24 protein-coding genes and 1 tRNA gene are annotated in these 22,296 nt (G+C 71.5%); 11 read left to right on the forward strand and 14 right to left on the reverse strand.

Annotated elements, in window-relative coordinates; all coding sequences use genetic code 11:
- Window positions 1-12 precede the first annotated feature (12 nt).
- On the forward strand, window positions 13-1,557 hold the full coding sequence (locus tag AB0316_RS05990) for a hypothetical protein (protein WP_366271372.1): 1,545 nt from the start codon (window positions 13-15) through the stop codon (window positions 1,555-1,557).
- Here AB0316_RS05990 and AB0316_RS05995 read toward each other — a convergent pair.
- Entirely contained in the window at window positions 1,538-2,353 is an 816-nt protein-coding gene (locus tag AB0316_RS05995; protein WP_366271374.1) for a maleylpyruvate isomerase family mycothiol-dependent enzyme, read from the reverse strand. The two genes, AB0316_RS05990 and AB0316_RS05995, sit on opposite strands and share 20 nt — an antisense overlap.
- 13 nt (window positions 2,354-2,366) lie before the next feature.
- Window positions 2,367-3,017 (reverse strand): alpha-ketoglutarate-dependent dioxygenase AlkB, encoded by a 651-nt coding sequence (locus tag AB0316_RS06000; protein WP_366271375.1) that lies wholly within the window; start codon window positions 3,015-3,017, stop codon window positions 2,367-2,369.
- A 123-nt stretch (window positions 3,018-3,140) separates the two neighbouring features.
- Between AB0316_RS06000 and recO the strand changes: the two genes are divergently transcribed.
- Together recO and AB0316_RS06010 are read left to right on the forward strand one after the other, a co-directional pair.
- The gene (gene recO / locus AB0316_RS06005) at window positions 3,141-3,869 is read left to right on the forward strand and encodes a DNA repair protein RecO (RefSeq protein WP_366271378.1); all 729 of its coding nucleotides are present in this window, start codon (window positions 3,141-3,143) and stop codon (window positions 3,867-3,869) included.
- A gap of 60 nt (window positions 3,870-3,929) precedes the next feature.
- Window positions 3,930-4,709 carry an isoprenyl transferase gene (locus AB0316_RS06010; RefSeq protein WP_366271380.1) on the forward strand — a complete coding sequence of 260 codons (780 nt, stop codon included), beginning with the start codon at window positions 3,930-3,932 and terminating at the stop codon, window positions 4,707-4,709.
- Between the two features lie 122 nt (window positions 4,710-4,831).
- Here the strand turns inward: AB0316_RS06010 and AB0316_RS06015 are convergent, their stop codons facing one another.
- The 5 genes from AB0316_RS06015 to AB0316_RS06035 form a co-directional block, all read right to left on the reverse strand.
- Window positions 4,832-5,251 (reverse strand): Fur family transcriptional regulator, encoded by a 420-nt coding sequence (locus AB0316_RS06015; RefSeq protein WP_366271382.1) that lies wholly within the window; start codon window positions 5,249-5,251, stop codon window positions 4,832-4,834.
- Complete coding sequence (locus AB0316_RS06020) at window positions 5,248-6,309, reverse strand: metal ABC transporter permease (RefSeq protein WP_366271383.1); 1,062 nt, start codon at window positions 6,307-6,309, stop codon at window positions 5,248-5,250. The genes AB0316_RS06015 and AB0316_RS06020 overlap by 4 nt, the downstream gene beginning before the upstream one ends.
- Window positions 6,306-7,157: a metal ABC transporter ATP-binding protein gene (locus AB0316_RS06025; RefSeq protein ID WP_366271385.1), complete on the reverse strand. Its 852-nt coding sequence runs from the start codon at window positions 7,155-7,157 to the stop codon at window positions 6,306-6,308. Before AB0316_RS06025 ends, AB0316_RS06020 begins: the two co-directional genes overlap by 4 nt.
- The gene (locus tag AB0316_RS06030; RefSeq protein WP_366271387.1) at window positions 7,154-8,134 is read right to left on the reverse strand and encodes a metal ABC transporter substrate-binding protein; all 981 of its coding nucleotides are present in this window, start codon (window positions 8,132-8,134) and stop codon (window positions 7,154-7,156) included. The genes AB0316_RS06025 and AB0316_RS06030 overlap by 4 nt, the downstream gene beginning before the upstream one ends.
- Window positions 8,135-8,206: 72 nt before the next feature.
- On the reverse strand, window positions 8,207-8,497 hold the full coding sequence (locus AB0316_RS06035; RefSeq protein WP_366271389.1) for a DUF6703 family protein: 291 nt from the start codon (window positions 8,495-8,497) through the stop codon (window positions 8,207-8,209).
- Between the two features lie 78 nt (window positions 8,498-8,575).
- Between AB0316_RS06035 and AB0316_RS06040 the strand changes: the two genes are divergently transcribed.
- Complete coding sequence (locus tag AB0316_RS06040) at window positions 8,576-9,970, forward strand: glycine--tRNA ligase (protein WP_366271391.1); 1,395 nt, start codon at window positions 8,576-8,578, stop codon at window positions 9,968-9,970.
- A 166-nt stretch (window positions 9,971-10,136) separates the two neighbouring features.
- On the opposite strand, the gene AB0316_RS06045 is transcribed toward AB0316_RS06040, so the two are convergent.
- Window positions 10,137-10,976 carry a sulfurtransferase gene (locus AB0316_RS06045; RefSeq protein WP_366271392.1) on the reverse strand — a complete coding sequence of 280 codons (840 nt, stop codon included), beginning with the start codon at window positions 10,974-10,976 and terminating at the stop codon, window positions 10,137-10,139.
- A 25-nt stretch (window positions 10,977-11,001) separates the two neighbouring features.
- Between AB0316_RS06045 and AB0316_RS06050 the strand changes: the two genes are divergently transcribed.
- Window positions 11,002-11,730, forward strand: a complete 729-nt coding sequence (locus tag AB0316_RS06050) for an alpha/beta hydrolase (RefSeq protein ID WP_366271394.1) — start codon at window positions 11,002-11,004, stop codon at window positions 11,728-11,730.
- Between the two features lie 17 nt (window positions 11,731-11,747).
- On the forward strand, window positions 11,748-13,022 hold the full coding sequence (gene dusB, locus AB0316_RS06055) for a tRNA dihydrouridine synthase DusB (protein ID WP_366271396.1): 1,275 nt from the start codon (window positions 11,748-11,750) through the stop codon (window positions 13,020-13,022).
- Between the two features lie 3 nt (window positions 13,023-13,025).
- On the opposite strand, the gene AB0316_RS06060 is transcribed toward dusB, so the two are convergent.
- Complete coding sequence (locus AB0316_RS06060; protein ID WP_366271398.1) at window positions 13,026-13,739, reverse strand: hypothetical protein; 714 nt, start codon at window positions 13,737-13,739, stop codon at window positions 13,026-13,028.
- 71 nt (window positions 13,740-13,810) lie between these two features.
- Between AB0316_RS06060 and AB0316_RS06065 the strand changes: the two genes are divergently transcribed.
- A complete protein-coding gene (locus tag AB0316_RS06065; RefSeq protein WP_366271399.1) occupies window positions 13,811-14,449 on the forward strand; it encodes a YdeI/OmpD-associated family protein in 639 nt (212 codons plus the stop codon).
- A gap of 57 nt (window positions 14,450-14,506) precedes the next feature.
- Here the strand turns inward: AB0316_RS06065 and AB0316_RS06070 are convergent, their stop codons facing one another.
- Entirely contained in the window at window positions 14,507-14,638 is a 132-nt protein-coding gene (locus tag AB0316_RS06070) for a hypothetical protein (RefSeq protein WP_366271401.1), read from the reverse strand.
- A gap of 105 nt (window positions 14,639-14,743) precedes the next feature.
- Between AB0316_RS06070 and AB0316_RS06075 the strand changes: the two genes are divergently transcribed.
- The 4 genes from AB0316_RS06075 to AB0316_RS06090 all read left to right on the forward strand — a co-directional run bounded on the left by AB0316_RS06075 (window position 14,744) and on the right by AB0316_RS06090 (window position 18,697).
- The gene (locus tag AB0316_RS06075; protein WP_366271402.1) at window positions 14,744-15,973 is read left to right on the forward strand and encodes a deoxyguanosinetriphosphate triphosphohydrolase; all 1,230 of its coding nucleotides are present in this window, start codon (window positions 14,744-14,746) and stop codon (window positions 15,971-15,973) included.
- Between the two features lie 51 nt (window positions 15,974-16,024).
- On the forward strand, window positions 16,025-17,980 hold the full coding sequence (gene dnaG, locus AB0316_RS06080; protein ID WP_366271403.1) for a DNA primase: 1,956 nt from the start codon (window positions 16,025-16,027) through the stop codon (window positions 17,978-17,980).
- Window positions 17,980-18,498, forward strand: a complete 519-nt coding sequence (locus AB0316_RS06085; RefSeq protein ID WP_366271405.1) for a hypothetical protein — start codon at window positions 17,980-17,982, stop codon at window positions 18,496-18,498. The genes dnaG and AB0316_RS06085 overlap by 1 nt, the downstream gene beginning before the upstream one ends.
- 126 nt (window positions 18,499-18,624) lie before the next feature.
- Window positions 18,625-18,697 (forward strand) — tRNA-Asn (locus AB0316_RS06090).
- Window positions 18,698-18,793: 96 nt separating this feature from the next.
- Here AB0316_RS06090 and AB0316_RS06095 read toward each other — a convergent pair.
- The 4 genes from AB0316_RS06095 to AB0316_RS06110 all read right to left on the reverse strand — a co-directional run bounded on the left by AB0316_RS06095 (window position 18,794) and on the right by AB0316_RS06110 (window position 22,129).
- Complete coding sequence (locus tag AB0316_RS06095) at window positions 18,794-19,705, reverse strand: amino acid ABC transporter permease (RefSeq protein ID WP_366271407.1); 912 nt, start codon at window positions 19,703-19,705, stop codon at window positions 18,794-18,796.
- The gene (locus AB0316_RS06100; protein ID WP_366271409.1) at window positions 19,702-20,367 is read right to left on the reverse strand and encodes an amino acid ABC transporter permease; all 666 of its coding nucleotides are present in this window, start codon (window positions 20,365-20,367) and stop codon (window positions 19,702-19,704) included. The genes AB0316_RS06095 and AB0316_RS06100 overlap by 4 nt, the downstream gene beginning before the upstream one ends.
- A 70-nt stretch (window positions 20,368-20,437) precedes the next feature.
- Entirely contained in the window at window positions 20,438-21,271 is an 834-nt protein-coding gene (locus AB0316_RS06105) for a glutamate ABC transporter substrate-binding protein (protein ID WP_366271410.1), read from the reverse strand.
- Window positions 21,272-21,400: 129 nt separating this feature from the next.
- On the reverse strand, window positions 21,401-22,129 hold the full coding sequence (locus tag AB0316_RS06110) for an amino acid ABC transporter ATP-binding protein (protein WP_366272799.1): 729 nt from the start codon (window positions 22,127-22,129) through the stop codon (window positions 21,401-21,403).
- Between the last annotated feature and the right edge of the window lie 167 nt (window positions 22,130-22,296).

Consider the following 22,296-nt stretch of genomic DNA (forward strand, 5'->3'; position numbering starts at 1 on the left):
GCGTCTGGCGCCATGGAGTCCCCGGTCGGTCGAGTTCTGCTTCGACTGGCCGGGGTCTCGCTCCTCGCGGTGGCGCTCGCAGGCCTGGTCGCACCGCGCCCGGTCAATGTCGCGCACCGGTGGCAGGTGGTCGTCCCCGTCACCGTGGCCCTGGTGCTGCTGGCCATGGTCATCCGGCTCCCGGGTTGGCTGCGAGGCCGCTGGGTGCCCCCGGTCGTCGCCCTCGGGGGCGGGGTCGTGGCGACGTTCGTCGGACTGATGACCCGCTACCACTACGGCTGGGACGCCCGAGTCGTCATCGAGATGGCCCGGAGTCTCCAGGCCGGCCGACCGCTCGGCACGGCCGACTACGACTACCTCTCGCTCTACCCCAACAACCTGCCGCTGCTCGCCATCGACCGCGTGGGCGCCGCTGTGGGACAACGCTTCTCGCTGGCTCCCGACGCGATCCTCATCACCCTCAACGGGATCTGCGTCGCCGTGACGCTGTATGCCGTCCACCTCCTCGTCGTGCGCGTCGCCGGCCGTGGGCCGTCCCTCGCCGCGCAGCTCGTGACGCTCGTGCTCGTCGGCACCAGTCCTTGGCTCGCCGTGCCGTACACCGACTTCTATGCGATGCCGTTCGTCGTCGGGGCCGTTGCTCTGGCAGCCAGGGCCTTGGCGCCGGGACGGCTCTCGCGGCGCGTCCTGCTGTGGGTGCTCGCGATCCTGTCGGTGTCGGTGGCCTACGCGATCAAGACGACCCCCGTGGTCATCGCGATCGCCGCTGTGCTGACGGCCGTCGTGGCGGTCTTCGACCACGACGTCGCCGGCCGCCGACGGGCCGCCGTCGTTGCCGCATGTGCGGTTTCGGCCGTCCTCTTCGTCGGCCTCGGCCTCGGGCTCTCGGCGGCGGCGACCTCGGCGAGCGGCGTCGACACGACGCGCATCGACACGTCGGCGTCCCCGCCGTTGCTCTGGTGGGTGGCCCACGGTGCCGGTGAGCAACGGACCTCGGATGGGGTCGTCAACTACGGCGCCTACTCGCGCGAGATGGTCGAAGCCATCTCCGGGCGCACCCAGGAGGAGATGAGGGCGTATGCCGCCCGCTTCCTCGGTGACCGCTGGGCCGAGCGTGGACCGGGCGGGATGCTTGCCTTCTACGCGAGCAAGGCCGCGTGGAACTGGGGCGACGGCATGTTCTGGGCCTGGGGCGAAGGGCCGGACTCACTGCCCGGGACGCTCGCCTCGGCCACCGGCTTGACGGGAGTCGTGCACTCGCTCAACGGGTTCCACGGTTCGTCATATGCAACTCGCGCCGACGTCACGCAGGCGGTGTGGCTCGCGGTCCTGCTCGTGGCGGGCCTCGGGCTGCTGCGCGCTCCCTACCGCCGGGAGACCCTCCTGCTGGCGCTCACGGTCCTCGGCATCGCCGCGTTCACCATCGTCCTCGAGGGCCGTTCCCGCTACCTGTTCGCGTTCGTGCCGGTCGTCGTGGCGCTGGCGGCCATGGCCCACGGGGCGCTCCCGCGCCTGCGTCGGCCCGGGCGGTCGGGGCTCAGTCGATCGAGTCGCTGAGGACCGCGTCGACGGCGGCGAGCGCTGCAACGTCTCCCTCACGGGTGATCTCGCCCTCGGCGGGACGGTTCCACAGCCAGCAGTCGAGGTCGGCGGCCGACCCGCAGATCTCGGCGGCCGCCCGGTCGTCCGGGCCGTCGGTGACGAGGAATCGTTGCAGGTCGATGGCGCGACCTTCATAGGTGCCCGTCACGCGCACCGGCGTCAGGCTCCAGGAGTGCATGGCGTCCACGGTGACGAGGGTGACCGGCGCGGCGCTCGGGACGTGGGTCAGGCCCGGCTCGGGCTCGTAGCCGCGCATGATGCGGAGCACCTCGTCGACGCCGTCGGCCGCGAGCCGGCAGTCGATCGGGGTGCGTTCCCCGACGGTGAGCTCGGCGTCGAGCCGGTGGATGAGTGCCTCGTGCGCCTGTCGTCGCCGGATGTAGCCGGCCGTCTTGTCGTCGGCCCACATCCACAGGGGCGTCTCGGGCGAGAGCCCGGCCAGCGTCCGGTGCAGCCGCTCGCTCGAGCGGTCGAAGAAGGCGAGCAGGCCCGCGCGGTCGGCGGGTCGCTCCTCGCGTGAGGCGTTCAGGGCGTCGAGGTCGGCGGGGTCGGTGACGCCGCGCTCGGCGATCTCGCCCCAGAACCACTGCACCTCCGCGAGGTGCCACAGCAGGTCGTCGGCGTCCCAGTCGGGGCACGTCGGCACGCGCGCGCTGCTCGGGGCCGAGGCCAGCGCCTCGCGGAACCGGGCGGAGTCCGCCGCCAGGTGGTCGAGGAAGGGCAGGGGGCCACCTGAGCGGCTTGACGGCATACGGAGGGCTCCTTCAGCGGACGCCGGCGACACGGAACTGGACGGAGATGCGCGGGCCCATCGGCTCGGACGTCTTGGGGACCGCATGGTCCCACGTCCGCTGGCACGAGCCGCCCATCACGACGAGATCACCATGCCCGAGCGGGTAGCGCAAGCTCTTTTGGGTGGTGCCGGGGATGCCACCGCCGTCGCGGGGTCGCAGGGTGAGGGTGCGCGGCGAGCCGAGCGAGAGGATCGCGACCATCGTGTCGGTGTCGCGCGAGCGTCCGATGCGGTCGCCGTGCCAGGCGACGCTGTCGTGCCCGTCGCGGTAGAGGCAGAGCCCGGCGGTGACGAACGGCTCACCGAGCTCGGGCGCGTAGTGGCGGCTCAGGGCGTCGCGGGCCTCGACGAGGATCGGGTGCGGCAGCGGCTCGTCGGCCGCGTAGAACTTGGTGAGCCGCGGGACGTCGACGACCGAGTCGTACATCTGGCGTCGCTCGGCGTGCCACGGCACCTCGTGGAGCAAGGTGGTGAACAGCTCGTCGCCGGCAGCGAGCCAGCCGGGCCGCACGTCGACCCACGCCCCGCGCGTCAGCCGGTGGCGGGTCAGGCCCGTGCCGACCTCCCGCAGCGTCATCGCGTCGGTCAGGTCGAGCAGCGAACCCTGGAGAGAGAGGTCCATGCCGTCCACGATACCCCAACGTGTCGAACGGGTGTTCGACTCGAGTTGGCCAGATGTCGTGCGCTCGGCCCGCGACGGCGCGTGCGGTGCCGCCCGCGCGAGGCGACGGTGGAGAATGGGGCCATGCCCCTCTACCGTGACGAGGCGATCGTCCTGCGCACCCACAAGCTGGGCGAGGCCGACCGCATCATCACGATGCTCACGCGTACCCGCGGTCGCGTGCGCGCGGTCGCCAAGGGCGTACGCCGCACGAAGTCGCGGTTCGGTTCGCGCCTCGAGCCCGGCATGGTGGTCGACGTGCAGTGCTACGAGGGACGCAACCTCGACACCGTGACGCAGGTCGAGACCCTCGCCCCCTACGGCGACGCGATCGCCCGCGACTACACCGCCTACACGTGCGCCACCTCGATGCTCGAGACCGCCCTGCAGCTCACCGAGGAGCACGAGCCGCAGACGCAGCAGTACCTCCTGCTCGCCGGTGCCCTGCGCTCGCTCGCCGAGCGCGCCCACGACCCGGGGCTCGTCCTCGACGCCTACCTGCTGCGCTCGCTGGCTGTCGCCGGCTGGGCCCCGAGCTTCGTCGACTGCGCGAGGTGCGGCGCGCCGGGTCCCCACCGGGCGTTCAACGTGCAGGCCGGCGGCGCCGTCTGCTCCGTATGCCGTCCGCCCGGCTCGAGCGCCCCCGCTCCCGAGACCTTCACCCTCCTCGCGTCCCTGCTGACCGGCGACTGGGACGTCGCCGACGCCAGCGACGAGCGCTGCCGGCGACAGGGCAACGGCCTCGTCTCCGCCTTCCTGCAGTGGCACATCGAGCGAGGGCTGCGGTCGCTGCGCCTCGTCGAGCGTGCCTGAGTAGTGTCGCCGAGCCCACTTTCGCTGCAGTCGATCCCGACCCCGACCGACCGGAGAGCCGTGTACGCCAAGCCCTTCCCGCACCCGTCCGGCGCCACCGCGCCCCAGATCCCGGGCAACCTGCTGCCCAAGCATGTGGCGATCGTGATGGACGGCAACGGCCGCTGGGCCAACGCACGCGGCCTGCCGCGCACGAAGGGGCATGAGGCGGGGGAGGCCTCGCTGCTCGACGTCGTCGCCGGCGCTATCGAGGTGGGCGTGACGCACCTGTCGGCGTACGCGTTCTCCACCGAGAACTGGCGGCGCTCGCCGGAGGAGGTGCGCTTCCTCATGGGCTTCAACCGTGACGTCATCCGCCGCCGGCGCGACCAGCTGCACGAGTGGGGCGTGCGTATGCGGTGGGTCGGGCGGGCACCCCGGCTGTGGCGGTCGGTGATCAAGGAGCTCGAGATCGCCCAGGAGCTGACGCAGCACAACACCGGTCTCACGCTCTACTTCTGCGTCAACTACGGAGGCCGCGCCGAGATCGCCGACGCGGTGCAGCGGATCGCCCACGACGTCAAGGACGGCCGGCTGCGCCCCGGGTCGGTCGACGAGAAGACGATCAAGCGCTACCTCGACGAGCCGACGATGCCGGACGTCGACCTCTTCGTCCGCAGCTCCGGCGAGCAGCGCACGAGCAACTTCCTGCTGTGGCAGTCGGCGTATGCGGAGATGGTCTTCCAGAACCGGCTGTGGCCCGACTACGACCGGCGCGACCTGTGGGCTGCGATCGAGGAGTACGTCGCCCGGGACCGCCGCTACGGCGGAGCCGTCGACACCCCGACCTCGACTTCCTGACCCCCGGGACCCCCGTGCCCCGCTGACCCGCCTCCCCACAGACCGAACGCCGCGTTCGGTCTCGAACGCGCTGTTGGAACACGGCTTTCGAAACCGAACGCGGCGTTCGGTGAGCCATCGGGTCAGGAGGCGGCGCAGTCGGCGCAGGTGCCGAAGATCTCCAGGGTGTGGGTGACGCCGATGAAGCCGTGCTCGCTCGCCACCTTGCCGGCCCACCGTTCCACCGCGGGCCCCTCCACCTCGACGGTGCGACCGCAGCTGCGGCACACCAGGTGGTGGTGGTGATGCGTTGAGCAGGCGCGATAGACGGCCTCGCCGTCGTCGGTGCGCAGCACGTCCACCGTGCCGGCCTCGACCATCGACTGCAGCGTGCGGTAGACGGTGGCGAGCCCCACGCCGGCACCGGCCTCGCGCAGCCGTGCATGCACCGTCTGGGCCGAGGTGAAGTCGTCGGAGCGTTCGAGCAGCTCGGCCACGGCAGCCTGCTGCCGGGTCGGCTTGCGTGAGAGGGCGGCGACCTTGGGGCTGTTCGTGCCGGTCATCGTGTCGTTCCTGTCGACGTGGAAGAGGAGGCTGCGGCCGCTTCGCCTCCAGGGGTACCGGATTGCTCGGCCGGCGCCGGCGACGGGTGGTCGTGGTCCCCGTGCTCGTCGTAGTGGCCCTCGTGCGCGGCATGAAGGTGGCCGTCGTGGAGGTAGTCGACGTGGTCGCCGTGGGTCACCGCAGGGTGTCCGCACTCGATGCCGTGCTCGTGGGCGTGGGTCTCGGCGACGGCGTGCTGCCTGCCGCGTGCCCGGGCCGCGACGCCGGTGACGACGGCCATGACGACGAACAGCGCGACGGCGAGCAGCACGATGGTGCCGCCGGACGGGGTGTTGAGCGGGTAGGAGAGAGCGACGCCTCCGACCGACGAGACGAGGCCGATCGCGATCGCCCACCGAAGGCCGCCGCTGAAGGAGCGGGCGACGAGCTGGCCGGCGGCGTTCGGCACGATCATGAGGGCGCTGATGAGCAGCAACCCGACGACGCGCATCGCGACGACCACGGTGGTCGCCGTCAGGACGGCCAGCACGAGGTTGAGGGGGAGCACCGGCAGCCCCACGGCGCGGGCGTACTCCTCGTCGTTGGCGACCGCGAAGAGCCGCGGCCGCAGGGCCCACGTCGTCACGGCGATGACGAGCGCCAGGCCGGCGAAGACGTAGAGGTCGCCGCGCTGCGTCGTCAGGATCGAGCCGAAGAGGTATTTCATGAGGTTCGCCGGCGTGCCGTCGGGCGACTTGCTGATGATGACGACGCCGGCGGCGATGCCGCCGTAGAAGATGACGGCCAGCGCCACGTCGCCGTTGGTGCGTCCCTTGGCCCGGAGCAGCTCGATGACGATCGCTGCGACGACGGCCGCCGCGAGGGCCGTGAGCACCGGCGCCGAACCGGTGACGAGCCCGATCGCCACACCTGCGAGGGCCACGTGACCCATGCCGTCGCCGATGAGCGACAGCCGCCGCTGCACGAGGAAGATGCCGACCATGGGCGCGACGGTGCCCACGAGGAGGGCTGCGATGAGGGCCCGCTGCATGAAGTCGACGGTGAGCATCTCGATCACGGTCGGGCCTCCCGGTGGTGGTCGGTGTGGTCGGCGTCGAGCGGGCCGCGGGTCACCACGGCGTACGCGTCCAGCTCGCTGTCGTGGTGGTGGCTGTCGTGGTCGTGGTGGACGCGGTCGCGCGCGGCGGCATACTCCCGCGGGGTGCCGTCGAAGGTGATGCGACCGGTGTCGACGACGACGATCCGCGTCAGGAGGCGCTCGAGGGCGCCGAGCTCGTGGGTGACGATGAGCATCGTGACGCCCCGCTGAACGAGGCGGTCGAGGACGTCGGCGAGGACGTGCTGGTTCGCCGCGTCGACGCCGGCGGTGGGCTCGTCCATGATGAGCACGTCCGGCTGGCCCGCGAGCGCGCGGGCGATGAGCACCCGGCGCTGCTGCCCGCCCGAGAGGGTGCTGACCTCGGTGGCGGCCCGGTCGGCCAGCCCTACGACGTCGAGCGAGCGCGCGACCAGCTGCCGGTCGGTGGCACGCAGCCGTCCGAGCCACCCGATGCGGGGGAGCCGGCCTGTCGAGACGATCTCCTCGGCCGTCGCCCGCACCGAGGCCGACAGGGTGTGGCGCTGCGGCACGTAGCCGAGGCGAGCCCGCTCGTGCAGGTCCTCTCCGGCCACGCCGAAGAGCCGCACGCTGCCGGAGACCTGCTCGTTGAGGCCGAGGATGCCCTTCATCAACGTGGACTTGCCGGAGCCATTGGGCCCGACGACCGCCACGATCTCGCCGCGGTGGACGGTCAGGGACGCGTCGCGCAGCACGGCGCGCTCGCCGTAGCCGAAGGCCGCGTGGTCCAGCTCGATGACGACCTCGTCCGCGGGGGAGTCGATGGTCCTGACACCGTCGGAGCTCATGAGCACCCCAGCCCCTTCTGCAGCGCCTTGAGGTTGCTGTGCATGACCTCGAAGTAGTCCTTCCCGGCGGAGGCGGACGTGATGCCCTCGAGCGGGTCGAGTGTCGCGACCGTGGCGCCGGTGGTGCCGGCCACCGTCTGCGCGAGGTGCGGCTCGACGAGGGTCTCCTGGTAGATGGTCGTCACGCCCCGGCTCCGCACGAGGTCGGCGATCTGCTTGAGCGCGGCGCCGCTCGGCTCGGTGTCGGGGGAGACACCGGAGATGCCGTGCTGCTGCAGGCCGTAGCGCTGCGCGAGGTAGCCGAAGGCGGCATGGCTGGTGACCAGCACCGTCGAGCGGCACGAGGCCAGCCCGGTCCGGAACTGCCCGTCGAGGGCGGTCAGCCTGGTGACGAGGGAGGCGGTGTTGCGGTCGTATGCCGCCGCGTGGGCCGGGTCGTCCTTCGCCAGTCGGGCGCCGATGACCTTCACGACTGCCGCGTAGCGCTGCGGGTCGAGCCAGAAGTGCGGGTCGTTGCCCGAGTGGTCGTGGTTGCCGTGCTCCTGCGGGCTCTCGCCGGCCTGGCCGGACTCCTCGGCCAGGGTGAGGCTCAGCTGTGCGGCGTCGGCGACGTCGAGCACGGAGCCCGGTTGCACCTCGGCGATGGCGTCGTCGACCGCGGGCTGGAAGCCGTCGGCGTAGACGACGAGCCGGGCCTTGCTCATCGTCGCGATGTCCTGGGGGGCGAGCTCGAGATCGTGCGGCTCGGTGCCGGGCTTGGTGAGGACCGTGACGGGAACGGCGCCGCCCGTGATCTGCTCCACCGCGAACTGCAGCGGGTAGAACGAGGTGACGACGGCCTGGTCAGGACGGTCCGAGCCGGCCGAGCCGGAGCCGGCACCGGCTGTCGTGCCGCAGGCCGCGGTCAGCACGAGGACCGCAATGGCGAGCAGGGACGCTGCTGCGGACCGGCGCGATGGGTCGCGGAGAGGGGGCATGGCGCCCATCCTCCGCCTAGGTGAGAATGATTGTCAAAACCGTTCTCGCGGTCGCTGCGAGGCGCCGGTCCCTCAGCCGGCCGGGACGAGCCTGACGATCGCCACGGCCAGGGCGAGCACCAGCACCGCGAGGCGCATCAGCCGCTCGGGCAGTGCCAGCCGCTGCCAGGTGAGGAAGAGCAGCCATCCGAGGAAGGCGGCGACGACGAGGAACGCGATGCCCCCCCACGGCCGCGGCGCGAAGATGCCCACCAGGAGCAGGACGACGAGGACGGCCGGCCCGACGAGTCGGGGAAGGGCATTGAGGCGCTCGGCCAAGGGGGCGGAGGCGTGCTCGAGACGGGAACGGAAGCTCAGTGCCACGGAACGAGCCTAGGGGACGCGACGGCATACCCCGGACGCGTGGCAAAGCAGTGGCGCCCGCCCGATAGCCTGTGCGGCATGGCCAAGCAGACATCCACCGTGGACACCGTCGTCAGCCTCTGCAAGCGCAGGGGCTTCGTCTTTCCGAGCGGTGACATCTACGGAGGCACGCGATCGGCCTGGGACTACGGCCCCCTCGGCGTCGAGCTCAAGGAGAACATCCGTCGGCAGTGGTGGAAGGCCATGGTCACGAGCCGCGATGACGTCGTCGGCCTCGACTCCTCGATCATCCTGCCCCGCGAGACCTGGGTCGCCTCCGGCCACGTCGGCACCTTCACCGACCCGCTCGTCGAGTGCCTGCACTGCCACAAGCGCCGCCGCCAGGACCACCTGCAGGAGGCGTACGCGGAGAAGAAGGGCATCGATGACCCCGACTCGATCCCGATGAGCGAGATCGTGTGCCCCGACTGCGGCACCAAGGGCCAGTGGACCGAGCCGCGCGAGTTCAACATGATGCTCAAGACCTACCTCGGCGTCATCGAGGACGAGTCGGGCCTGCACTACCTGCGCCCCGAGACGGCCCAGGGCATCTTCGTCAACTTCCTCAACGTCATGCAGGCCTCGCGCCGGAAGCCGCCGTTCGGCATCGCCCAGACCGGCAAGAGCTTCCGCAACGAGATCACGCCCGGCAACTTCATCTTCCGCACCCGCGAGTTCGAGCAGATGGAGATGGAGTTCTTCGTCAAGCCGGGTGAGGACGAGGAATGGCACCAGTACTGGATCGACGAGCGCACCCGCTGGTACACCGACCTCGGCATCAACCCGGACAACCTGCGCCACTACGAGCACGCCAAGGAGAAGCTGTCGCACTACTCGACGCGCACCGTCGACATCGAGTACCGCTTCAACTTCGCCGGCTCCGAGTGGGGCGAGCTCGAGGGCATCGCCAACCGCACCGACTTCGACCTGTCGACGCACAGCAAGCACTCGGGCACCGAGCTCGTCTACTTCGACCAGCAGACGGGGGAGAAGTACACCCCCTACGTCATCGAGCCGGCAGCCGGCCTGTCCCGCTCGCTCATGACCTTCCTCGTCGACGCGTACTCCGAGGACGAGGCGCCCAACACCAAGGGCGGTGTCGACAAGCGCGTCGTGCTGCGTCTGGACCCGCGTCTCGCGCCGGTCAAAGCCGCGGTGCTCCCGCTGTCGCGCAACGCCGACCTCTCGCCCAAGGCGCGCGACCTCGCCGCGCAGCTGCGCCGTCACTGGAACATCGACTTCGACGACGCCGGCGCCATCGGCAAGCGCTACCGCCGCCACGACGAGATCGGCACGCCGTACTGCATCACCGTCGACTTCGACACGCTCGAGGACCACGCCGTGACGATCCGCGAGCGCGACACCATGGCGCAGGAGCGCATCGCGCTCGACCAGGTCGAGGGCTACCTCGCGCAGCGCCTCGTCGGCTGCTGAGGCGCTCGCGCGCCAACCGCTGACGTATGCCGTCCGCCCACCCGGGCGGGCGGCATACGTCGTCGTGGGGCCGGGGCGTCCCGGCGGACCGCCACGAGGTCGGCGTCCACGCACGGAGCGGCGGCGCAAGGGCGGTTCGTGCAGGTCCGCCGGTCCGGCTGGGCGGTCAGCCGGGCTGGGGTCCGGTGGCGACCGGACGAGCAGGGTCGCGGATCCACTCGCTCCACGAGCCGGGGTAGAGGACCGTGTCCACCCCCAGCTCGGCGAGGGCGAGCATCTCGTGCGCCGCGGTCACGCCGGACCCGCAGTAGACCCCCACCGGCCGGCCGTCCACGTCGCGACCCGCCGACAGGCGTTCCCAGTGGTCGCGGAGGTCGCGGCGGAACGTTCCGTCCTCGGACAGCCAGGCCGCTGTGGGGACGTTGACGGCTCCCGGCACGTGGCCGGCCACCGGGTCGACCGGCTCGGACTCGCCGGCGTAGCGCTCGGGGGCCCGTGCATCGAGGAGCAGCCCCTCACGGGCGAGCTCCGCCGCCCCGCCCGCATCGAGCGTCGGCAGCTGCCCCGGGCGCACCTCGAAGTCCCCGTGCCGGTCGGCGGGCTCCTCGGTGGAGACCGGGAGTCTCCCGGACACCCACGCCGCATACCCGCCGTCGAGCACGCGGACGTCCGGGACACCCGCCCAGCGCAGCACCCACCAGGCCCGCGCGGCGGCATACGACTCCTTGGCGTCGTAGACGACGACGCGGCTGCGCTCGGTGATGCCGGCGCGACGGGCCAGAGCCTCGACCACTGCAGGGTCGGGGAGCGGGTGGCGGCCGCCCTCACCGGCAGGGGCGGCGAGCTCGGTGTCGAGGTCGACGAAGAACGCGCCGGGCACGTGCCCCGCCTCGTAGTCCTCGCGCCCCGCGGGCGTGTTCGCGGTCGTGAGGGCCCAGCGGACGTCGAGGACGGTGACGTCCTCGATCTCGTGGGCGAGGTCGGCGGCACTCAGGAGGTGGCTCACCGCGCCATCGTGGCATCCTCGCGGTGTGCGTGCTCACCTGGTCCTCGTGCACGGGTCGCGCCTGGCGAGCAGCCAGTGGGCCCCGCAGGTCGCGCTGCTGCAGGACCACGTCGACCTGACGCTCGTCGACCTGCCCGGCCACGGGGTGCGCGCCGGCGAGGACTTCACCCTCGTGCGGTGCGTCGAGGTCATCGACGAGGCGGTCCGCGCCGTCCCGTCGGGCGCCCCGGTCGTCCTGGTCGGGCACTCGCTCGGCGGCTACGCCGCGATGGCGTATGCCGCCGCCCAGCCCGACGCGCTCGACGGGCTCGTCCTGGCGGGAGCGAGCGCCACCCCGACCGGTCCGGGGGCGGCCGTCTACCGGGGCGTCGCCGCGCTGACCGACCGGCTCGGGCCCGAACGCATGACGCGGCTCAACGACCGCATCCTGCGCCGGCTCTACCCGCCCGAGCGCATCGAGCCGGTCATCGCCGGGGGCTACTACTTCGCCCCCACCGCCGACGCCTGGCGCGAAGTCATGACCCACTGCCGACCGGCGATGCTCGAGCGCGTGCGCTGCCCGGTCCTGCTGCTCAACGGACAGTTCGACCAGTTCCGGGTCGGCGTGCGCGCCTACCTCCGGGCGTGCCCGACGGCGCGTGAGGAGGTCATCCGCCGGGCGAGCCACGTGTCCAACCTCGACCAGCCGGAGGCGTTCGCCGAGGCGCTCCTGCGCTTCACCCGTCAGGTCGTCGATTCGGCGCCACGCCCCTGATCGGGGAGAATCGGGCGATGACCGACGTGATGACAGCCCCGACGCAGGCCGGTGAGGCCCCCTCCGCAGATCTCGGCGGCCCAGCCGCCGCGACGACGGGCGCCGTGCTGCCCCCGCTGCGCATCGGCCGCCACGTCATCGAGTCGCCTGTCGTGCTCGCGCCCATGGCGGGCATCACCAACCGCGCCTTCCGGCGCCTGTGCCGCGAGTACGGCAACGAGGGCAGCGCGCTCGCGTCGAGCGGTGGCGCCAGTGGCGCGACGAGCCTCTACGTCAGCGAGATGATCACGACTCGCGCGCTCGTCGAGCGCAGCTCCGAGACGATGCGCCTCATCGAGCACGACCCCGACGAGAACCCGCGCTCGATCCAGCTCTACAGCGTCGACCCGGCGACGGCCCGCGCTGCCGCGCGCATCCTCGTGCAGGAGGACCGCGCCGACCACATCGACCTCAACTTCGGCTGCCCCGTCCCCAAGGTCACCCGCAAGGGCGGCGGCTCGGCCCTGCCGTGGAAGAAGGAGCTCTTCCGCTCCATCGTCGGCGCCGTCGTCGAGGAGGGCGGCCGGCGCGACATCCCCGTCACGGTCAAGATGCGCAAGGGCATCGACGACGACCACCTGACCTTCCTCGACGCCGGCCTGGCCGCCGAGGCGGAGGGCGTCGCGGCGGTCGCGTTGCACGGGCGCACGGCCGCCCAGTCGTACTCCGGCACCGCCGACTGGAGTGCCATCCGGATGCTCAAGGAGACCGTCACGAGCATCCCGGTCCTCGGCAACGGCGACATCTGGTCGGCCGAGGACGCCCTGCGCATGGTCGAGGAGACCGGCTGCGACGGCGTGGTCGTCGGGCGCGGCTGCCTCGGCCGGCCGTGGCTTTTCACCGACCTCGCGGCGGCCTTCGCCGGCACGTCGGCGCGGGTGACTCCGACCCTCGGGGAGGTCGCGGACACGCTGCGGAAGCACGCGGCATACCTCTGCGACTTCTACGGCGACGAGGGACGCGGCTGCCGCGACATCCGCAAGCACATCGCCTGGTACCTCAAGGGCTTCCCGGCCGGCTCGACCATCCGCAACTCCCTCGCTCTCGTCGACTCGATGGCTTCGCTCGAGACGCTGCTCGCCACGCTCGACCCAGACGCCCCCTGGCCCGGTGAGGCAGCCGAGGGGCAGCGCGGGCGCGCCGGCTCGCCGCGCAACGTGGCCCTGCCGGACCGCTGGCTGGAGTCACGCGAGCTCTCCGAGGAGCACCGGCGCACCATCGCCGAGGCCGAGCTGTCGGTCAGCGGCGGCTGAGGATCACTTCAGCCAGACGGTGAGCGACCCCAGCCGCTCACACCCCGCGGCGACGGCTGCGTCGACCGAGTCCCCGGCCTCCCAGCCGACGAGCGGTATGCCGGGTGCGGCCTCGCGCGCGGTCGCTGCGGCTTCCCGCCATGCCGACGGCACGTCGCCGTCGAGTGCGAAGACGTTGCCGAGACCGGCGACCTCCCCGGTGACGTTGACGATCGCGCCGGCGATGACGGGCGCGGACGGGTCGGTGGAGGCACGCGCCGCGAGGACGTGGACGCCGGGCTCCTCGAGGAGCGAGGGCCGCAGGATGGCCTCCGCGTCGGGGTCGCTCGCCCACGCCCGCACCCACGCGGCCATCTCGTCACCCGTGGTCACGGTCCGCCAGGTGCGTGCCGAGCCGCTCGATGCAGGGCGCACGTCGACGGCGGGGTCGAGCCAGACCCACTCGCCGACGACGAGGCGGGCGAAGTCCTCGAGGCTCAGGTCGAGCCGTGACCACGAGTCCTTGACCGAGCACCCGTCGGAGTCGTCGATGCGCGCGAGCACGTCGTACTCGCCGACGTCGGGCGAGAGCGTCACGGCGTCGGGGTAGTAGGGCGGGGTGCGGGTCGCGGCGGTCCAGGCAGCCTCGTCCAGCGACGTCGTCACTCCGTGGGACCGGGCGACGGCGTCGCACCAGAGGGCGTTGTTCCGGGCGGCGAGCAGGATGCGGTCGGTCACAATCCGTCATCCTCCCAGCGACCGTCCGGATGTGGGGAGCCGGTGTCGGTGGCCGGTGGCAGGATCGGCTCATGCGCGAGGGTGGCACCGAGGAGCGTCCCGCCGTCTTCTTCGACGACGCGGAGGACTTCCGCGCGTGGCTCGAGGCCAACCACGACACGGCGACCGAGCTGTGGATGGGCCTGCACAAGAAGCACGTCGAGTCGCCCGGGCTGCAGTGGGCCGAGGCCGTGCGTGAGGCACTGTGCTTCGGGTGGATCGACTCGGTGGCGCAGCGCATCGACGAGGACGCGGTGCGCCAGCGGTGGACGCCGCGCAAGGCCGGCAGCAACTGGAGCACCGTCAACATCCAGGCCGTCGCCGAGCTGACCGCCGCCGGGCGCATGCACCCCGCAGGGCTGGCGGCGTTCGCTCGGCGACGTGCGGACCGGTCGGGCGTGTACGCGTACGAGAACCGGGAGCGCACGTGGCCGGACGCCTACGAGGCGCTGCTGCGGGCCAACCCCCGGGCGTCGAGGTTCTGGGACGCCGCGACGCCGTCGTACCGCAAGGTCGCGACCAACTGGGTGGTCACCGCCAAGCAGGAAGCCACGCGGGACAGGCGGATGGCCGAGCTCGTCGACGACTGCGCGCACGGACGGCTGATCAAGATGCAGCGCTACGGCACCGAGCCCGCCTGGGTGCGCCGGGTCCGCGGCGAGCTCGGCTGACTACCGCCGGTGCGGTGCGCTGACCGGCGTCGTGGACCGAGCGTCCCGAAGCGCGGCTCAGCGCCGGCCGCGCGGCGGGATGATCTCCGTGTGCGAGGCCTTCTCGGCCTTGGCGTGCTTCTCCGCGCGCTTCTCCTTGATCGACTTGCCCTTCTGGGACATGTGCGACCGTGGTGACTTGTCGGCCATGACGAGCTCCTGCCCGCTCCGGGGCCGTGGGCCGGCCCCACGCTGCCAGTCTGCCCCCGCGGCGGCGCAGCCGCCATGGGGTTTGCACCCCTTAGAGTCGGGCGCGTGGGCTACGAGAGTCGGGACCGTGAGCGGTGGGTCGCCGAGGACCCTGCCCAGAAGCGGGCCGACCGCGACGACTTCGCCCGCGACCGCGCCCGGGTCGTGCACTCATCGTCGCTGCGCCGGCTCGCCGCCAAGACGCAGGTCCTCGCGCCCGGCCACGACGACTTCGTGCGCAACCGGCTGACCCACTCCCTGGAGGTCGCGCAGATCGGCCGCGAGTTCGGTGCGGCACTGGGATGCGACGCCGACGTCGTCGACACCGCCTGCCTCTCCCACGACCTCGGCCACCCGCCCTTCGGTCACAACGGCGAGACGGTTCTCGACGAGATCGCTTCGGGCATCGGCGGATTCGAGGGCAACGCCCAGACCCTGCGCCTGCTCACCCGGCTGGAGGCGAAGCGCTTCCACGCCGACGGGAGATCGGCGGGTCTCAACCTGACGCGTGCGTCTCTCGACGCGGCGACCAAGTACCCGTGGCGGCGGGGTGAGGGTCCCTCTGCGACAGTGAAGTTCGGCGTCTATGACTCGGATGTGTCGGTGTTCCAGTGGATCCGGGACGGCGCGAGCCCCGGCGCGCGTTGCCTCGAGGCGCAGGTCATGGACTGGTCCGATGACGTCGCCTACTCCGTGCACGACGTCGAGGACGCCATCGCTTCCGGATGGGTCGACCCGGGCGTCCTTCGCTCGGGAGACCTCGCCGACGTCGTCGCCATCGCGGGCCGCGCCTACGCGCCCGACCTCGGCAGCGACGTGCTCGGTGCCGCGCTGGAACGCCTGCTGAACCTCGGCGCGGTGCCCACGGCATACGACGGCTCGCGCAGCGACCTCGCGCGCCTCAAGGACCTGACCAGCCGGCTCATCGGACGCTTCGTGCTCGCCGTGGAGGTTGCCACCCGTGAGCGCCACGGTCCCGGTCCACTGTGCCGCTACGAAGCCGACCTCGTCGTGCCCGACGACACCCGTGCCGAGTGCTCGGTCCTCAAGGCCGTGGCGAACCACTTCGTCATGACCACCGACGAGCGGCTGGCGGTGATGTCGACGCAGCGTGACGTCGTGCGCGACCTCGTGGAGGCGTATGCCGCCGCGCCCGGGGAGCGCCTCGACGTGGCCTTCCGCGCCGACCATGCCGCAGCCGCCGACGACGGGGAGCGGCTGCGCGTGGTCGTCGACCAGGTGGCGTCGCTGACCGACGTGCGCGCCCTGGCTCTCCACAGCCGGTGGTGCCGGTGACGAGGGTCCCTACCCGGACGAACTAGGATCACGGGCAGCGACAGGAGGCAGATGGCGGGGCTGATCAACAGCGAGGACATCGCGGCGGTCAAGGCGCGGTCGTCCCTGGAGGACGTCGTGCGCGAGCACGTCACGCTTCGCTCCGCCGGCCCCGGGTCGCTCAAGGGCCTGTGCCCGTTCCACGACGAGAAGACCCCGTCGTTCAACATCCGCCCGGCCGTGGGCGCCTGGCACTGCTTCGGCTGCCAGGAGGGCGGCGACGTCATCTCCTTCGTGCAGAAGGTCGACCACCTCAGCTTCTCGGAGGCCGTCGAGCGGCTGGCCCAGAAGCTCGGCATGGAGCTGCGCTACGAGAACGGCGACCGACCGCGCGAGGAGGGCCTGGGCCGGCGCAGCCGGCTCATCGAGGCGCACCGCGTGGCCGAGGAGTTCTACACCGAGCTGCTTCTCGGCAGCCAGGCCGCCCGGCAGGGCCGGGACTTCCTGCGGGCCCGCGACTTCAACAGCGAGCACGTGCGGCAGTTCGGGATCGGCTTCGCCCCCCGCGGCGGCGAGGACCTCGTGCGCCACCTGCGCGGCAAGGGCTTCACCGACGACGAGATCGTCACCGGGGGACTGGCCGGTCGAGGAAACCGCGGGCTCTACGACCGCTTCCGCGGTCGGCTCGTGTGGCCGATCCGCGACATCACCGGCGACACCGTCGGCTTCGGGGCGCGCCGCCTCTTCGACGACGACCGCATCGAGGCAAAGTACCTCAACACGTCCGAGACCCCCATCTACAAGAAGTCGACCGTCCTCTACGGGCTCGACCTGGCGAAGAAGAAGATCTCGCAGGGGCGCCAGGCCGTCGTCGTCGAGGGCTACACCGACGTCATGGCGTGCCACCTCGCCGGCGTCGACACCGCGGTCGCGACGTGCGGCACGGCGTTCGGCGCCGACCACATCAAGACGCTTCGCCGGCTCATGCGCGACGAGGCAGGGCTGGCGCCGGCCAAGGTGATCTTCACCTTCGACGGCGACGCCGCCGGCCAGAAGGCCGCCATGCGCGCCTTCGCCGACGACGAGAAGTGGACCTCGCAGTCCTTCGTGGCCGTGGAGAAGTCCGGCAAGGACCCGTGCGAGCTCCGGCAGTCCGGGGGAGACCCGGCGGTGCAGGCGCTCATCGAGGACGCCGTCCCGATGTTCGAGTTCGCAGCACGCACGACGATCAAGCGCTTCGACCTCGCCACCGCCGAGGGCCGCATCCAGGCGGTGCGCGCGGTGGCGCCCATCGTCGCCTCGATCCGCGACCGGTCGCTGCAGCCGGAGTACACCCGCGAGGTCGCGGGCATGCTCGGCCTCGACGTCGAGCAGGTGGCCGGCGAGGTGTCGCGGGCCGGCAAGCTCAAGGTCGACGACGACACCCGCGGCGGCCAGGGGGGAGCAGACCGGCGGGGCGCACCGCGCGGGGCCGGTGCCCCGGAAGCACACGGCGAGCCTGACGGCGCGCCGGAGGGTGGCGCCTTCCCGGTGCCCGACCGACGTGACCCGGTCGTGCTGGCCGAGCGCCAGCTGCTGCAGGTGCTGCTCCAGTTCCCCACCGTCTTCAAGCCCGGGGCCATCGACCTGCTGACCCCCGAGTCCTTCTCGGCGCCGGCGCACCGGGCCGTCTTCGACGGCATCCGGATCGCCCACCACGACGGCGACATGGGCAACACCCGGGCCTGGTTGGCGGCCGTCACCGAGGCGGCCCCGTCGCCGGTCGCGGGACTCGTCAGCGAGCTGGCCGTCGACACGCTGCCCACCCGGATGGACCCCAACACGGGGCTGCCGACGGCCCGCTACGTCGGCGAGCTCTTCGACCGGGTGCGCACCATCGCGCTCACCCGGCGGATCGCCGACGCGATGAGCGAGATGCGGCGCCTCGACCACGCGGAGATTCCGTCTCCGGAACGTACGCGCGAGCTCGGCGTCCAGCTGCAGGAGCTGCAGCGCGAGCTCGCCGCGATCAAGGCAGGAATGGGCTGATGGCACTCTTCGACCGCCGACGACGGCCGGCACTTCCGGCGCAGGTGCGCTCCGCCGTGCCCCTCGACAGCGGGGAGCAGGTGCTGGCCTGGGCCCAGGACGAGGGCACCGGTGGGCACGCCGTGGCGACGACGCACCACATCGTGCTCGTGGGGGCTGACGGCATCCTCGCCTGGCGACGGCCGTGGCACGAGGCCGAGGCCGCGACGTGGCAGGGCGAGTCGTCCCTGCTGACCCTCACGTGGGTCGACGGCGGGCCGCCCTCGCGCTGGCGCCTCACCGAGCCCTCGCTGCTGCAGCAGACGCTCCGGGAGCGCCTGCAGGCCAGCGTCGTGCTGGCCGACGAGTTCCGCACCGCCGGGCGCCGCAAGGTCCGCGTCGTCATCCGCCAGGACCTCGCCTCGGGAGGCCTCGTCGAGCAGACGATCGCCGGTCGAGGAGCGGATCTCGGCGATCCCGACATCGCTCGTGAGGCGGCGCAACGGCTCGCTCGGCTGCGCTCCGAGGTCGGTCTCTGACCGCTCCTGGGCCGCGTGGCGGAGCCCTCTCGAGGGCGGCTGCACGGCGCCGGAGAGGGCTGCCGTCGGGCCCGACCCCCGATTTAGTGTCGAGGCACTGCCTTTGCTATGGTTTCCGAGCAGCATTCCCCTGTAGCTCAATTGGCAGAGCAGCCGGCTGTTAACCGGCAGGTTATTGGTTCGAGTCCAATCGGGGGAGCACCGACGAGAAGGGCCCCGACACCACTGGTGTCGGGGCCCTTCTCGTCCGTCGGGCGCCGCACCTGCGGGAGTCGCAGGGCGGCGCCCGACGCCGTCAGACGTCGCGCGTCGCGAGAGAGCCGGGCAGCCCGGCACCGGCCTCCGGGTCGCCCGTCTCGGCAGCGAGACCGGCTGCGGGGGAGCCGCCGCCCCGGCGCTTGAGCCGTCGCTCCACGGCGGCCGCCAGCTTGGTCAGCAGGTAGTTGATGACGATGAAGATGACCGCCGCCACCAGGTAGGCCGGGACGGTGTTGGCGTACGCCGAGCCCAGGGTCTTGGCGGCATTGAGCAGCTCCGGGTAGGTGATGACGTAGCCGAGGGCGCTGTCCTTGAGGACGACGACCAGCTGGCCCACCAGCGCGGGCAGCATCGCGGTGAGCGCCTGCGGCAGCTGGATCGAGCGCAGCACCTGTCCCGCGGTGAGGCCGATCGACAGGCCGGCCTCACTCTGCCCCTTCGGCAGGCCGAAGACGCCGGAGCGCACCAGCTCGGCGATGACCGAGCCGTTGTAGAGCGTCAGGGCGACCACCACGGAGGCGAGCGGCGCGGTGTCGGCCGACACGACGTCGCTCGTGGCGAAGTAGCCGAAGTAGAGGAAGACCATCATGATCAGCACGGGCACCGACCGGAAGAACTCGACGATCACGCCCGCAGGGACCTTGACCCAACGGTTCCTCGAGAGCCGCGCCATGCCGAAGACCAGGCCGAAGAGGCCGGCGAACACGACCGACAGGGCAGCGGCCTTGAGGGTGCCCCACAGGCCGGGCAGGAGGTACTGGGTCCAGACGTCGGGGTCCGTGACGAAGGGGGACCACATGTAGCCCTCGAGCTGGCTGGCCTCACCCATCTTGCGGACGACCAGCCACACGACCAACGCGGCGATGACGATGCCGACGCCGGTCAGGATGGCGTGACGTCGCCGGGCCTTGGGGCCGGGCGCGTCGAACAGGACGATCTGCGAGCTCATCGCTTCACCGCCAGACGCTGGGAGAGGTGGGTGGTCAACAGCCCGATCGGCAGCGTGAGGATCACGAAGCCGAGGGCGAAGATGAAGAAGGTCGGCAGGCTGGCGCCCTCGTTCTCGGTGATCTTGGCGAGCAGGCCCGCGGACTCCCGGGTGCCGAGGATGACTGCGGCGACCGTGGTGTTCTTGATCAGGGCGATGAGGGTCGAGCCGAGCGGGGCGATGGCCCCGCGGAAGGCCTGCGGCAGCAGCACCTCACGCAGGGTCTGGGAGAAGGTCAGGCCGATCGACCGCGCCGCCTCGGCCTGGCCGGCGGGCACGGTGTTGACGCCGCTGCGCAGCGCCTCGCACACGAAGGCGGCGTGGTAGACCGAGAGCGCGATGACGGCCCAGAGGTAGGCGTTGCGGGACAGGTCCTGCGAGAGGGTGAGGCCCAGGACGAAGGTCAGCCCGAGCACGCTGAACACCATGAGCAGGGTCAGCGGGGTGTTGCGGAAGATGTTGACGTAGCTCGTGCCGATCAGCCGCAGGACCCGCACCGGGGAGATGCGCAGGACCGCCACGACGGTGCCGATGACCAGGGCGCCGATCGCCGACAGGACCGACAGCTGGATGGTCCCCCAGAAGGCGCCGAGGATGCCGTAGTTGCTGAGGATGTAGCCCAAGGGTCACCTCTCGTGCTGTGCCCGGGTACGGGGGCCGTCCGTGTGGACGGCCCCCGCCCCGAACCGTGGGTCAGGAACAGGCGTCCGGAGTGGGCGGGTTGCCGGCGCCGGGCTTGTAGCCGGCGGGGCCGAGGTTGTTGTCGACCGCCTTCTGCCAGGAGCCGTCCGAGACCATCTTCTTGATGGCGTCGGTGACCTTCTGGCACAGGGCGGTGTCACCCTTCTTGATGCCGATGCCGTACTTCTCCGTCGAGAACGGCTGGCCGACGACCTTGAGCTTGCCCTTGTACTGGTCCTGCGCGGCGTAGCCGGCGAGGATCGTGTCGTCCGTGGTCAGCGCGTCGATCGTGCCCGAGGCCAGCGCCGTCACGCACTCCGAGTAGGTGCCGAACTCCTGCAGGTTGACGCCCGGGACCTTCTTCTGGACGTTCTGCGCCGAGGTCGAGCCGGTGACCGAGCAGAGCTTCTTGCCGGCCAGGCTGTCGGGGCCGGTGATCGAGCTGTCGTTGCTGCGCACGAGCAGGTCCTGGCCGGCGATGAAGTACGGGCCGGCGAAGCTGACCTTCTCCTTGCGCTTGTCGGTGATGGAGTAGGTCGCGACGACCATGTCGACCTGGCCGGTCGACAGGAGCGTCTCGCGCTGGGCGCTGGGGGCCTGCACCCAGGTGATGTCGCCCTCGCTGGTGCCGAGCGACTTCGCGACGTACTTGGCGACGTCGACGTCCATGCCGGTGAAGTCGCTGCCCTTCTTCAGCCCGAGGCCGGGCTGGTCGAACTTGATGCCGATCTTGAGGCCCTTGCCTCCGCCGGATGCGCTGTCCCCGCCCTTGTCCGAGCCGCACGCGGCCATCGTCAGGGCGAGCGTCGCAGCGACGGCGACGGCTCCGAGTCGTCGTGCCTTCATGTGGGTTCCTCCTGGGTGATCTCCGGCGTGCGCGCGGTGGTGCGCGCCGCTCCCTGCCGGTCTGTGGGTGGCTCAGTGGGGTGGCCGTGGTGGCCACGAGGTGGCCGTGGGTTGCTCCGGCCCGGTGGTTCAGTGGGTGAGGATCTTGCCGAGGAAGTCCTTGGCGCGCTCACTGCGGGGGTTGGTGAAGAACTCCTGCGGGGTGCCGACCTCGACGATCTGGCCGTCGGCCATGAAGACGACCCGGTCGGCGGCCTTGCGGGCGAAGCCCATCTCGTGGGTGACGACGATCATCGTCATGCCCTCGCGGGCCAGCTCCACCATGACGTCGAGCACCTCGTTGACCATCTCGGGGTCGAGCGCCGAGGTCGGCTCGTCGAAGAGCATCACCTTGGGTCCCATGGCGAGCGAGCGAGCGATCGCCACGCGCTGCTGCTGCCCACCGGAGAGCTGGGCGGGATACTTGTCGGCCTGCGCCTCGACGCCGACCCGCTTGAGCAGCTCGCCCGCCTGGCGGTCGGCGTCGGCCTTGGACTTCTTGCGGACCTTGATCGGCCCGAGGGTGACGTTCTCGCGGATCGTCTTGTGCGCGAAGAGGTTGAAGGACTGGAACACCATGCCCACATCGGCGCGCAGGTCGGCGAGCGGCTTGCCCTCCTCGGGCAGCGCCTTGCCGTCGATCGAGATCGTGCCGGACTCGATGGTCTCGAGCCGGTTGATCGCCCGGCACAGCGTCGACTTCCCCGAGCCGGAGGGCCCGAGGACGACGACGACCTCACCCCGGCCCACCGTGAGGTTGATGTCGCGCAGCACGTGCAGGTCGCCGAAGTGCTTGTTGACGCCGTCGATGACGACCATGGGTTCACGGGGCGTCTGCGGCCGGTCGGTCTGCGTACCGGCGTCTGGCTTCACGTCGTCCATTCGCGCAACCTATCGGTTTCGCCCGGAATCGAGCACCCCTGGGGCCGACCGTGCCCCAATCGTGAGGCGCGCCCGCCGGCGTACGCGTCCGCTGCCGTATGCCG

The organism is Terrabacter sp. NPDC080008 (assembly GCF_040702505.1).
Lineage (GTDB): Bacteria > Actinomycetota > Actinomycetes > Actinomycetales > Dermatophilaceae > Terrabacter.